This is a genomic window from Chitinimonas lacunae, from assembly GCF_042650885.1.
GTDB classification, from domain to species: Bacteria; Pseudomonadota; Gammaproteobacteria; order Burkholderiales; family Chitinimonadaceae; genus Chitinimonas_A; species Chitinimonas_A lacunae.
The window spans coordinates 2,331,067-2,343,254 of the sequence record NZ_JBHSBU010000001.1 but is presented as its reverse complement, the minus strand read 5'-3'; the positions used below and the strand labels follow the sequence as shown (position 1 = coordinate 2,343,254).

At 59.9% G+C, this 12,188-nt stretch carries 13 protein-coding genes and 1 tRNA gene; all 14 read left to right on the top strand.

Features of this window, described 5'->3' with window-relative positions:
- Positions 1-4: 4 nt before the first annotated feature.
- The 14 genes from secG to nuoL all read left to right on the top strand — a co-directional run bounded on the left by secG (position 5) and on the right by nuoL (position 12,149).
- Positions 5-352 (top strand): preprotein translocase subunit SecG, encoded by a 348-nt coding sequence (secG, locus tag ACFOW7_RS09700; RefSeq protein ID WP_378163573.1) that lies wholly within the window; start codon positions 5-7, stop codon positions 350-352.
- A gap of 25 nt (positions 353-377) precedes the next feature.
- A tRNA-Leu gene (locus tag ACFOW7_RS09695) sits at positions 378-462 on the top strand.
- A 95-nt stretch (positions 463-557) separates the two neighbouring features.
- Positions 558-926, top strand: a complete 369-nt coding sequence (locus tag ACFOW7_RS09690) for an NADH-quinone oxidoreductase subunit A (protein WP_378163570.1) — start codon at positions 558-560, stop codon at positions 924-926.
- Positions 917-1,411: a NuoB/complex I 20 kDa subunit family protein gene (locus ACFOW7_RS09685; protein ID WP_378163568.1), complete on the top strand. Its 495-nt coding sequence runs from the start codon at positions 917-919 to the stop codon at positions 1,409-1,411. Before ACFOW7_RS09690 ends, ACFOW7_RS09685 begins: the two co-directional genes overlap by 10 nt.
- A gap of 43 nt (positions 1,412-1,454) precedes the next feature.
- Positions 1,455-2,048, top strand: a complete 594-nt coding sequence (locus ACFOW7_RS09680) for an NADH-quinone oxidoreductase subunit C (protein ID WP_378163566.1) — start codon at positions 1,455-1,457, stop codon at positions 2,046-2,048.
- On the top strand, positions 2,041-3,294 hold the full coding sequence (locus ACFOW7_RS09675) for an NADH-quinone oxidoreductase subunit D (RefSeq protein ID WP_378163564.1): 1,254 nt from the start codon (positions 2,041-2,043) through the stop codon (positions 3,292-3,294). The genes ACFOW7_RS09680 and ACFOW7_RS09675 overlap by 8 nt, the downstream gene beginning before the upstream one ends.
- Entirely contained in the window at positions 3,294-3,767 is a 474-nt protein-coding gene (gene nuoE, locus ACFOW7_RS09670) for an NADH-quinone oxidoreductase subunit NuoE (RefSeq protein ID WP_378163562.1), read from the top strand. Before ACFOW7_RS09675 ends, nuoE begins: the two co-directional genes overlap by 1 nt.
- A 13-nt stretch (positions 3,768-3,780) precedes the next feature.
- Positions 3,781-5,070: an NADH-quinone oxidoreductase subunit NuoF gene (nuoF, locus tag ACFOW7_RS09665; protein ID WP_378163560.1), complete on the top strand. Its 1,290-nt coding sequence runs from the start codon at positions 3,781-3,783 to the stop codon at positions 5,068-5,070.
- Between the two features lie 39 nt (positions 5,071-5,109).
- Positions 5,110-7,440: an NADH-quinone oxidoreductase subunit NuoG gene (gene nuoG / locus ACFOW7_RS09660; protein WP_378163558.1), complete on the top strand. Its 2,331-nt coding sequence runs from the start codon at positions 5,110-5,112 to the stop codon at positions 7,438-7,440.
- Between the two features lie 15 nt (positions 7,441-7,455).
- Entirely contained in the window at positions 7,456-8,514 is a 1,059-nt protein-coding gene (gene nuoH, locus ACFOW7_RS09655; RefSeq protein ID WP_378163556.1) for an NADH-quinone oxidoreductase subunit NuoH, read from the top strand.
- 28 nt (positions 8,515-8,542) lie between these two features.
- A complete protein-coding gene (gene nuoI, locus ACFOW7_RS09650) occupies positions 8,543-9,022 on the top strand; it encodes an NADH-quinone oxidoreductase subunit NuoI (RefSeq protein ID WP_449252242.1) in 480 nt (159 codons plus the stop codon).
- Between the two features lie 51 nt (positions 9,023-9,073).
- Positions 9,074-9,712 carry an NADH-quinone oxidoreductase subunit J gene (locus tag ACFOW7_RS09645; RefSeq protein ID WP_378163552.1) on the top strand — a complete coding sequence of 213 codons (639 nt, stop codon included), beginning with the start codon at positions 9,074-9,076 and terminating at the stop codon, positions 9,710-9,712.
- Between the two features lie 29 nt (positions 9,713-9,741).
- The gene (nuoK, locus tag ACFOW7_RS09640; RefSeq protein ID WP_378163550.1) at positions 9,742-10,044 is read left to right on the top strand and encodes an NADH-quinone oxidoreductase subunit NuoK; all 303 of its coding nucleotides are present in this window, start codon (positions 9,742-9,744) and stop codon (positions 10,042-10,044) included.
- Between the two features lie 41 nt (positions 10,045-10,085).
- On the top strand, positions 10,086-12,149 hold the full coding sequence (gene nuoL, locus ACFOW7_RS09635) for an NADH-quinone oxidoreductase subunit L (protein WP_378163548.1): 2,064 nt from the start codon (positions 10,086-10,088) through the stop codon (positions 12,147-12,149).
- The last annotated feature ends 39 nt before the right edge of the window (positions 12,150-12,188 follow it).

The following is a 12,188-nucleotide window of genomic DNA, read 5'->3' as shown; positions in this document are numbered from 1 at the left end:
GGACATGGAAGTATTTAAAGGTCTGATTCAGATTGCAAACATACTGTCCGCACTGGCTGTGATAGTGCTGGTCTTGCTGCAACACGGTAAAGGCGCCGATATGGGTGCTGCTTTCGGCAGCGGTTCTGCCGGAAGTCTGTTTGGAGCAAGCGGTTCTGCGAATTTTTTGAGTAGAACTACGGCTGTTTGTGCTACAATCTTTTTCTGTACGCTTTTCGCGCTGGTGAAAATCGACGCGGGAGTCGAAGTAAAAACTGATGCTGGTGTTATGTCCTCTGTACCGCATCAGAATCAAAAAGCACCGGAAAATCAACCGGCGCAAAACGGTAAACAGGGTGTAATACCCAACTAAGTTTACCGGTCAAATTTGGTGCTCTGCCGACATGGTGAAATTGGTAGACACGCTATCTTGAGGGGGTAGTGGCGAGAGCCGTGTGAGTTCGAGTCTCACTGTCGGCACCAAATTCAAATATCCGCCGCAATATTATGCAGGTGGTCCAAAATGAGGGGCAGTCATGCCCTTCATTCGCTTGTAACAACCGTACCGGGGAGCTTTCATGCTCGAGAACTACTTCCCAGTCTTGCTCTTCATGCTGGTTGGGTTGCTGGTTGGTGTCGCCCCTATGGCGTTGGGTAAGGCTGTCAGCCTTGTTCTTGGAACCAACAAGCCCGATCCGGAAAAACTGTCTCCCTACGAGTGCGGTTTCGAGGCGTTCGAAGATGCGCGCATGCAGTTCGACGTGCGTTACTACCTCGTCGCCATCCTGTTTATCCTGTTCGATCTCGAAGTGGCCTTCCTGCTGCCCTGGGCGGCGGTGATCAAGGAAGTGGCCTTCCCCGGCTTCGTCGCCATGATGGTGTTCCTGGGAATTCTGGTGGTCGGATTCGTGTACGAGTGGATGAAAGGGGCGCTGGAATGGGAGTAGCCGAAAATCCGGTGTCGCAAGGGGTGGTGGAGAAAGGCTTTCTCACCACCAGCGTCGACACCGTCATCAACTGGACCCGTACCGGCTCGCTGTGGCCCATGACCTTTGGTCTGGCCTGCTGCGCTGTCGAGATGATGCATGCGGGCGCTTCCCGCTATGACCTCGACCGCTTCGGTATCGTGTTCCGTCCTAGTCCGCGCCAGAGCGATTTGATGATCGTCGCCGGCACCCTGTGCAATAAGATGGCTCCGGCCCTGCGCAAGGTGTATGACCAGATGCCCGAGCCACGGTGGGTGTTGTCGATGGGTTCGTGCGCCAACGGTGGCGGATACTATCATTATTCCTATTCCGTGGTGCGCGGTTGCGACCGCATTGTGCCTGTGGACGTCTATGTGCCGGGTTGCCCCCCGACTGCCGAGGCGTTGCTGTACGGCCTGATCCAGCTGCAGAACAAGATCAAGCGCACCAATACGATTGCGCGCTGATCCTGGACTGATACCTCTTACGCCAACGACGACTCTATCCATCATGGCGAAAAAAATCGACGCGCTACAGCAGGCGCTGACAACGGCCTTGGGTGACAAGGCCGTTTCCTTGAAGAATGCACTCGGCGAATTGACTCTGGTGGTCAAGCAATCCGAGTGGAACGAGGTGGCCCGTCTGCTGTGCGATGCGCCACAGTTCCAGTTCCGCTCCTGTATCGACCTGTGCGGTATGGACTACAGCGCCTACAAGGAGGGTGCCTGGGATGGTGCCCGTTTCGCCGTGGTCTACCATCTGCTGTCGGTCGAGCATAACGTGCGTCTGCGGGTACGGGTGTTCTGTCCCGATGACGAACTGCCTACCATGCCGTCGATGCTCGAGGTGTGGCCAGGGGTCAACTGGTTCGAGCGCGAAGCCTTCGATCTGTATGGCATCGTGTTCACCGGCCATCCCGACCTGCGCCGTATCTTGACCGATTACGGTTTCGTCGGCCACCCGTTCCGCAAAGATTTCCCGCTGTCGGGCCACGTCGAGATGCGCTACGACCCGGTCCAAGGTCGCGTTATCTACCAACCCGTCACCATTGAGCCGCGTGAGATCGTTCCGCGCATTATCCGCGAGGAGAACTACGGTGGCTGAGATCAAGAACTACACCCTGAACTTCGGTCCGCAGCACCCGGCCGCGCACGGTGTGCTGCGCCTGGTGCTTGAACTCGACGGCGAAGTGGTGCAGCGCGCCGACCCGCATATCGGCCTGCTCCATCGTGCCACCGAGAAACTGGCCGAACATAAGACCTTCTTGCAGTCGGTTCCTTACATGGACCGTCTCGACTACGTCTCGATGATGTGCAACGAGCACGCCTATGTGATGGCGATCGAAAAGCTGTTGCAGATCGAAGTGCCCGAGCGTGCCCAATATATCCGCGTGATGTTCGACGAGATCACCCGGGTGCTCAACCATCTGCTGTGGCTGGGCGCACACGCGCTCGACTGCGGTGCGATGACCATGTTCCTGTACTGCTTCCGTGAGCGTGAAGACCTGATGGACTGCTATGAAGCGGTCTCGGGTGCCCGCCTGCACGCGGCCTACTACCGGCCTGGCGGTGTCTATCGCGACCTGCCCGACAGCATGCCGCAGTACAAGGCTTCCAAGGTCCGCAACGAGGCTGATATCCGCCGCCTCAACGAAAACCGCCAAGGTTCGCTGCTCGACTTTATCGAGGACTTCACCCGCCGCTTCCCCACCTATGTGGACGAGTACGAAAACCTGCTGACCGATAACCGTATCTGGAAGCAGCGTACCGTCGGCATCGGCGTGGTCAGCCCCGAGCGGGCGATCCAGCTTGGCTTTACTGGCCCGATGATCCGTGGCTCGGGCATCGCCTGGGATCTGCGCAAGAAGCAGCCCTATGAAGTCTACGACCGGATGGACTTCGATGTGCCGGTCGGCGTCAACGGTGACTGCTACGACCGCTATCTGGTTCGTGTCGAGGAAATGCGCCAGTCCAACCGCATCATCAAACAGTGCGTTGACTGGCTGCGCAAAAATCCCGGTCCGGTGATCACCGACAACCACAAGGTGGCGCCGCCGTCGCGGGTCGATATGAAGACCAATATGGAAGAGCTGATTCACCACTTCAAGCTCTTCACCGAAGGGATGCATGTGCCCGAAGGCGAGGCCTATGCCGGCGTCGAGCATCCCAAGGGCGAATTCGGCATCTATCTGGTCTCCGATGGTGCCAACAAGCCCTACCGTCTGAAGATTCGCGCCCCGGGCTATGTTCACCTGTCGGCGCTGGACGAGATGTCGCGTGGCCATATGATCTCCGACGTGGTGGCGATCATCGGTACCCAGGACATCGTTTTTGGTGAGGTTGACCGCTGATGCTCTCCCCCGAATCGCTGGCCCAAATCGATCGCGAGGTCGCCAAATATCCGCCGGAGCAAAAGCGCTCGGCCGTGATGTCGGCACTGCGTATCGCCCAGGTCGAACACCGCTGGCTGTCGACCGACCTGATCAAGTTCGTCGCCGACTATCTGGGCATTGCGCCGATGGCTGCCCATGAAGTGGCCACCTTTTACAACATGTACGACAGAAAGCCGGTCGGTCGGCACAAGCTGACGGTCTGTACCAATCTGCCGTGCGCACTGTCGGGCGGGGCCGATGCGGGCGAATATCTGAAGAAGAAGCTCGGGATCGGCTATGGCGAGACCACTGCCGACGGCAAATATACGCTGGTCGAGGGCGAGTGCATGGGGGCGTGTGGCTACGCACCGGTGATGCTCGTCAACAACCATACCATGTGCAACCACATGACGCCGGATGCGATCGACCGCAAGCTGGCCGAATTGCAATAAGCGCGGGTAAGTCATGACCGTTTACGTCAAAGGCATCATTTTCGACGGTGTCGATCTCGACGACGCTGACTGCTGGAAGCTGGACGCCTATGTCCAGCGCGGCGGCTATGCCGCCCTGCGCAAGATCCTCGACGAGAAGATCACCCAGGATGCCGTGATCGCCGAAGTGAAGACCTCGGCGCTGCGCGGCCGCGGTGGCGCCGGCTTCCCGACCGGTTTGAAGTGGAGCTTCATGCCGCGTCAGTTCCCGGGCGACAAATACTTGGTCTGCAATACCGACGAGGGCGAGCCGGGTACTTTCAAAGACAAGGACATCATCCGCTACAACCCCCATGCGCTGATCGAAGGCATGATCATCGCCGGCTACGCCATGGGGATCAAGGTCGGATACAACTATATCCACGGCGAGATCTTCGAAGACTATCTGATCTTCGAAGAGGCGCTTGAACAAGCCCGCCAGGCTGGTTTCCTGGGCCAGAACATCCTCGGCAGCGATTTCTCCTTCGAACTGTATGCCCACCACGGCTACGGTGCCTATATCTGCGGCGAGGAGACCGCGCTGCTCGAATCGCTCGAAGGCAAGAAGGGACAGCCGCGCTTCAAGCCGCCGTTCCCCGCCTCGTTCGGCCTCTATGGCAAGCCCACCACGATCAACAATACCGAGACGTTCGCCTCGGTGCCTTACATCATCCGCGAGGGCGGGCAGAAGTTCCTGGAACTCGGCAAGCCCAACAATGGCGGCACCAAGCTGTTCTCGGTGTCGGGCCATGTCAATCGCCCGGGCAACTATGAGATCCCGCTGGGCACGCCGTTCTCGGCCCTGCTGGAAATGGCGGGCGGCATGCGCGGTGGCAAGAAGCTCAAGGGCGTGATTCCGGGCGGCTCGTCGGCGCCGGTACTGCCGGCAGCCGTGATGATGGACTGCACCATGGATTACGACTCGATCGCCAAAGCCGGCTCGATGCTTGGTTCCGGCGCCGTGATCGTGATGGATGAGACGGTCTGCATGGTCAAAGCCCTGCGCCGCCTGTCCTACTTCTATTACGAGGAGTCGTGCGGTCAGTGCACGCCGTGTCGCGAAGGCACCGGTTGGCTCTATCGCGTGATCGACCGGATCGAGAACGGCCAAGGCCGTGTAGAAGACCTCGATCTGCTCGACTCCGTCGGCAAGAACATCGCAGGCCGCACCATCTGTGCGCTTGGCGATGCCGCGGTGATGCCGGTACAGGGCATGCTCCGTCACTTCCGTGACGAGTTCCTGTATCACATCGACCACAAGAAATGTCTCGTGCCCGGCTTCTAAGCCGGCACGGTCCCAGCACAACGGTTCGGCTGCCCGATCATGCTTGAAATCGAAATCGACGGTAAGAAACTGACGGTACCTGATGGCTGCACGGTGATTGACGCCGCGCATTCGATCGGTACCTATATCCCGCACTTCTGCTATCACAAGAAGCTGTCGATCGCGGCCAACTGCCGGATGTGTCTGGTACAGGTGGAAAAGGCGCCCAAGCCGCTGCCGGCTTGCGCGACGCCTGTCACCGACGGCATGAAGGTCTACACCCACTCCGATATGGCGGTCAAAGCGCAGAAGGGAGTGATGGAATTCCTGCTGATCAACCATCCGCTCGACTGCCCGATCTGCGATCAGGGTGGCGAGTGCCAATTGCAGGACTTGGCCGTCGGCTATGGCGGCAGCAGCTCGCGCTACCAGGAAGAAAAGCGGGTGGTCAGCAACAAAAATCTCGGCCCGCTGATCGCCACCGATATGACGCGCTGCATTCATTGCACCCGTTGTGTCCGCTTCACCGAAGAAATCGCCGGTCTGCAAGAAATCGGCATGGCCGGTCGTGGCGAGCATTCCGAGATCATGTCGTTTATCGGCATGACGGTGGATTCGGAAATTTCCGGCAACGTGATCGATTTGTGCCCGGTCGGCGCGCTGACGTCGAAGCCGTTCCGCTACGCCGCTCGTAGCTGGGAGCTGTCGCGTCGCAAGAGCGTGAGCCCGCATGACGGTCTGGGCAGCAATCTGGTGGTCCAGGTCAAGGGCAGCCGTGTGATGCGGGTGTTGCCGTTGGAAAACGAAGCCATCAACGAATGCTGGCTGGCCGACCGCGACCGTTTCTCCTACGAAGCGCTCAACAGCGCCGAACGTCTGACCAAGCCCATGCTCAAGCAAGGCGGCCAGTGGATCGAAACCGACTGGCAGACCGCGCTCGAGTATGTGGGAAATGGTCTCAAGTCGATTATCCGTGAGCATGGTCCCGATGCAGTCGCCGCACTGGCAACGCCGCATTCGACCGTCGAAGAGCTGCATCTGCTCAAGAAGCTCGCTACCGGCCTCAATGTGGACAGCATCGAATTCGGCAGCCGCTATGCCGACGACAGACTGGCCGCTGCTCAGCGCGGCGCTGCCTGGCTCGGCCAGTCGGTGCTTGATCTGCTGAAGTCCAAGGCCGTGCTGGTGCTCGGTTCGACCCTGCGCAAGGAACAGCCGCTGCTGGCGCAACGCCTGCGTCAGGCCATCAAGCGCGGAATGAAGCTCGCCGTCATCAACCCGATGGACGACGAACTGCTGACCCGGATCGAACAGAAACTGATCGTGCGCCCTGACCAGCTGGTCGAGACGCTGGCCGCCGTGGTCAAGGCTGCCGCAGAACTCAAGGGTGTCACCGTACCGGCCGAAGTGGCCGCAGCCGAAGCCGATGCTGCCGCTACCGCGATTGCCAAGCTGCTGGTCGAGGCCGCTGCCACGGAAGGCAGCCATGCCAGCCTGCTGTTCGGCAATCTGGCTGCGCACCACCCGCGTGCAGCCGAGCTGGCTCTGCTGGGCAATCTGCTGCAACAGGTCGCTGGTGTGCGCTTTGGCTGGATGAGCGAAGCCGCCAATACGGTCGGTGCCCAGGCACTGGGCCTTAAGGCTTCCGGCAGTGCCTTTGCCAAGACGCGCAAGGCCTATGTGCTGTTCAATACTGAGGTCGAGCTCGACAGCTACAACCCGCAACGCGCCCTGTCCGCCGTCAAGTCGGCCGAAATGGTGGTTGCGCTGTCGGCATTCAAGCATGCCGCGCTCGACTACGCCGATGTGCTGCTGCCGATCACCCCGTTCTCCGAGACGGCGGGCAGCTTTGTGAATATGGAAGGCCGGTTGCAGAGCTTCAATGGCGTGGTCAAGCCGTTGGGCGATGCCCGTCCGGGCTGGAAGGTGCTGCGTGTGCTCGGCAATATGCTGGGTCTGGCCGGCTTTGACTTCGACAGCGCTGAGATGGTCCGTGCCGCTGCCTTGCCGCAAGGCGAAGCCGCGCTGACCGGCCGGCTCGACAATGCCGTGGCCGATATCAGCCTGAGCCTCAAGTCGCCGTCCAGCGGTCTGATTCGCCTGGGCGAAGTGGCTCCTTATCAGGCCGATGCCCTGGTGCGCCGTTCTGCCCCGCTGCAACAGACCCGCGATGCCCGCCCGCCGGTGGTGGCGCTGGCGCCAGCGACGGCCGCGCGGCTCGGGGTCGAGGCCGGCGCTTCGCTCAGCCTGCAACAAGGCGAAGGCCGTGTGGTATTGCCGGTCGAGATCGATCCGGGCCTGCCGGCTGATGTGGTGCGGGTGCCTGCTGCCCATCCGGCGACTGCCGCCCTGGGTGGCCAGTTCGATGCCATCGAAGCCACGCGCGCCTAAAGGAGACTAGAAGAGATGATCGACGCGCTGCATAACGGTTTCCTCTCCCTGTTCGGCCCGGTATTGGGCGTGGTGCTGTGGTCCCTGCTCAAGATCGTGCTGATCGTGGCGCCCATCTTCGGCTGTGTGGCCTATCTGACGCTGGCTGAGCGCAAGGTGATCGGCTATATGCAGATCCGTATCGGCCCGAACCGGGTCGGTCCCTTCGGTCTGCTGCAACCGATCGCCGACGGTATCAAGCTGCTGCTCAAGGAAATCATTGCTCCTTCGGCAGCGTCCAAGGGCCTGTTCTTCTTTGCCCCGGTGATGGTGCTGGCTTCGTCGCTGGCGGCCTGGGCGGTGATTCCGTTCTCGCCAGGTCTGGTACTGGCTGACGTCAATGCGGGCCTGCTCTATGTGATGGCCATCACTTCGCTGGGGGTGTACGGCATTATCGTGGCCGGCTGGGCGTCCAACTCCAAATACGCCTTCCTTGGCGCCATGCGTGCCGCTGCCCAGGTCATCTCCTACGAGCTGGCCATGGGTTTCGCCCTGGTCGGCGTGCTGATGGTGTCAGGCAGCCTTAACCTGACCGATATCGTCAATGCCCAGGGTCGTGGTATCGCTGCGGGCTCGGTGCTGTCGTGGAACTGGCTGCCACTGTTCCCGCTGTTCCTGGTCTATCTGATCTCTGGTGTGGCCGAAACCAACCGTGCCCCGTTTGACGTGACCGAAGGCGAATCCGAGATTGTGGCCGGTCATATGATCGAATATTCGGGCATGTCGTTCGCACTGTTCTTCCTAGGCGAATACGCGAACATGATCCTGATCTCGATCATGACCTCGCTGATGTTCCTGGGTGGCTGGTTGTCGCCGCTGCCGGCCTCGGTGCCGCTGCTGGGTGCACCGAGCTTCCTGTGGCTCGCGCTCAAGACCGCTTTTATTCTGTTCTGCTTCCTGTGGTTCCGCGCCACCTTCCCGCGTTATCGCTATGACCAGCTGATGCGCCTGGGTTGGAAGGTGTTCATCCCGGTGACGCTGGTGTGGATTGTAGTGGTGGCGGCCTGGATGCAGACCCCTTACTCGCTTTGGTAAGCGGAAGGAAAGTCGGAACATGGAAAAGATTCAGAATTTCTTCAAGACCTTCCTGCTGGTCGAACTGGTCAAGGGCCTGGCCCTTACCGGCCGCCATTTCTTCCAGCGCAAGATCACGGTGCAGTTCCCTGAAGAGAAGACGCCTTACAGTCCGCGCTTCCGTGGCCTGCATGCGCAGCGGCGCTACGCCAACGGCGAAGAGCGCTGCATTGCCTGCAAGCTGTGCGAGGCGGTCTGTCCGGCGATGGCCATCACGATCGAGTCGGATCTGCGCGACGACGGTACGCGTCGTACCACGCGCTACGACATCGACCTGACCAAATGCATCTTCTGCGGTTTCTGCGAAGAGGCCTGTCCGGTCGATGCGATCGTCGAGACCCATATCTACGAATACCACGGCGAAAAGCGCGGCGATCTGTACTACACCAAGCCGATGCTGTTGGCGATCGGCGACAAGTACGAAGCCGAGATTGCCAAGGCCAGAGAAGCCGATGCCAAGTACCGCTGAGCTTGGCGGGTCATTCCTAATCAAAACCGGTAAACCGAACGCGGGCCATTCATGCTGACTACCGTCGTGTTCTATATCTTCGCCGCCATCCTGCTTGTGTCGGCGATGGGCGTCGTGACCACGAAGAATCCCGTGCACGCCGCCCTGAGTCTGGTGTTGTCGTTCTTCACCGCGGCCGTGCTGTGGATGCTGATGGAGGCCGAGTTTCTGGCGATCTCGCTGGTGCTGGTCTATGTCGGGGCGGTGATGGTGCTGTTCCTGTTCGTGGTGATGATGCTCGATATCAACTTCGAGGAACTGCGCGCCGGCTTCTGGCGCTACGCCCCGTTCGCCGGGGTGGTGGCGGTGATCATGGCGGCCGAGATGGTGGTGGTGCTGGCTGCCCGCAACAACGGCCTGGCCGATTTTGTCCAGGTGCCGCCGCTGCCTGAAGGCGTCAGCAATATCAAACAGCTCGGCGTACCGATCTACACCCAGTATCTGCTGCCGTTCGAACTGGCTGCCGTGTTGCTGGTGGTGGCGATTATCGCCGCAATCTCGCTGACCCTGCGTAAGCGCAAGAACACCAAGTATGTCGACCCGGCCGCCCAGATCAAGGTCAAGCGTGCCGACCGGGTGCGCATCGTCAAGATGCAGGCCGAGGTCGAAGCCCCGGCTGCCGATGAGACTGGCGACAAGCCGGCTGCCTAAACCGAGAACCAGACCGCGAGGAAGCCAACGTGACGTTGACCCATTACCTGGTGCTGGCCGCGATCCTGTTTGCGATCTCGGTGTTCGGCATCTTTATGAACCGCAAGAACGTGATCGTGCTGCTGATGGCCATCGAGCTGATGCTGCTGGCGGTCAATATCAACTTCATCGCCTTTTCCAAGTTCCTGGGTGACGTGCACGGCCAGATCTTCGTGTTCTTCATCCTGACCGTGGCGGCCGCCGAATCGGCGATCGGCCTGGCGATCCTGGTGGTGTTGTTCCGCAACTTGCGCTCGATCAACGTTGAGGATCTGGGCAGCCTGAAGGGCTGACCGGTCTACCGAATTAAAAGAACCCGCCCGCGCTCGCAATTATGGATAAACCGACGCTCTATCTGCTGATACCGCTCTTTCCGCTGTTCGGTGCCATCGCCGCCGGCTTGTTCGGCCGTGCCATCGGCCGCGCCGGTGCGCACTGGCTGACCATTCTTGGGGTGGCGGCCGCCTGCGCGGGCTCGTTCTATACGCTGTACGACCTGCTGAACGGTGGCCAGTCCTACTACGGCAACGTCTACACCTGGATGACCATCGACGGCATCGACATTTCGGTCGGCTTTATGATCGATAAGCTGACCGCGATGATGATGGTGGTGGTCACCTTCGTCAGTCTGATGGTGCATATCTACACCATCGGCTATATGCACGACGATCCGGGCTATCAGCGTTTCTTCAGCTATATCTCGCTGTTTACCTTCTCGATGTTGATGCTGGTGATGAGCAACAACTTCGTGCAACTGTTCTTCGGCTGGGAAGCGGTGGGTCTGGTTTCCTATCTGCTGATCGGTTTCTGGTATAAGCGTCCGACCGCAATCTTCGCCAACCTCAAGGCCTTTCTGGTCAACCGCGTCGGTGACTTCGGCTTTCTGCTCGGCATCGGCCTGATCCTGGCCCATTTCGGCACCTTCGACTACGTCGAAGTGTTCCAGCAACTCAAGGGCAGCGAAGCGATTGCCCTGTGGCAAGCCAAGACCATCAGCCTGTTCCCGGGCGTGCAATGGTCGCTGCTGACCGTCACCTGCATTCTGCTGTTTATCGGTGCCATGGGTAAGTCCGCCCAGTTCCCGCTGCACGTCTGGCTGCCCGACTCGATGGAAGGCCCGACCCCGATCTCGGCGCTGATCCACGCCGCCACCATGGTGACGGCCGGCATCTTCATGGTGTCGCGCATGTCACCGCTGTTTGAACTCAGCGATACCGCGCTCAACTTCGTGCTGGTGATCGGTGCGATCACGGCGCTGTTCATGGGTTTCCTCGGCATCATCCAGAACGACATCAAGCGGGTGGTGGCCTATTCCACCCTGTCGCAGCTCGGTTACATGACCGTGGCGCTGGGCGTGTCGGCCTATCCGATCGCCGTGTTCCACCTGATGACCCACGCCTTCTTCAAGGCCCTGCTGTTCCTGGGCGCCGGTTCGGTGATCATGGGCATGCACCACGATCAGGACATGCGCAATATGGGCGGTCTGCGCAAATACATGTTCTGGACCTGGATCACTTCGCTGATCGGTTCGCTGGCGCTGATCGGCACGCCGTTCCTGTCGGGCTTCTATTCCAAGGATTCGATTATCGAAGCGGTGCATGCCTCGCATCTGCCGGGTGCCGGTTTCGCCTACTTCGCTGTGGTATTGGGTGTGTTCATCACCGCCTTCTACTCGTTCCGGATGTACTTCCTGGTGTTCCACGGTGAAGAGCGTTTCGGCAAGGCTCATCATCACCACGATGATGAACACGGTGACGACCATCACCACGGTCTTGCCCCGGGCGAGAAGCCGCACGAGTCGCCATGGGTCGTTACCCTGCCGCTGGTGCTGCTGGCCTTCCCGTCGGCACTGATCGGTTTCTTCGCGATCGAGCCGATGCTGTACGGCGGCTTCTTCGACGGCGTGATCGATACCAGCCAACACGTCGTGATGAGCGAACTGAAGAGCGAATTCCACGGCCCTGGTGCCATGGCCCTGCACGCTCTCAGCACCGCGCCGTTCTGGCTGGCGCTCGCCGGTGTGGTTCTGGCCTGGTTCTTCTATCTGAAGCGTCCGGATATCCCGGCTGCAATCCAGAAGAAGCTACAGCCGCTGCACACCCTGCTGGAAAACAAATATTACATGGATCACCTGTATATCCAGGGTTTCTCGGCCTTCGGCCGCAAACTGGGCAAGGTGTTCTGGAAGGCCGGCGATACCGTGCTGATCGATGGTCTGGTGGTCAATGGCGCAGCCAAGCTGGTCGGCGCTGTGGCCGGCGCAGTACGTCGCCTCCAGACCGGCTTCATCTACCACTACGCATTCGCCATGATCGTCGGCGTGATGTTGCTGCTGGCCTGGATGAACGGTCATCTCGCCCCGCTGCTTCGTGCACTGGGTCTGGCGGCCGCGCAGTGACGGCCTGATCACACGATTCGTCAAATTCTCGCTTAAGGG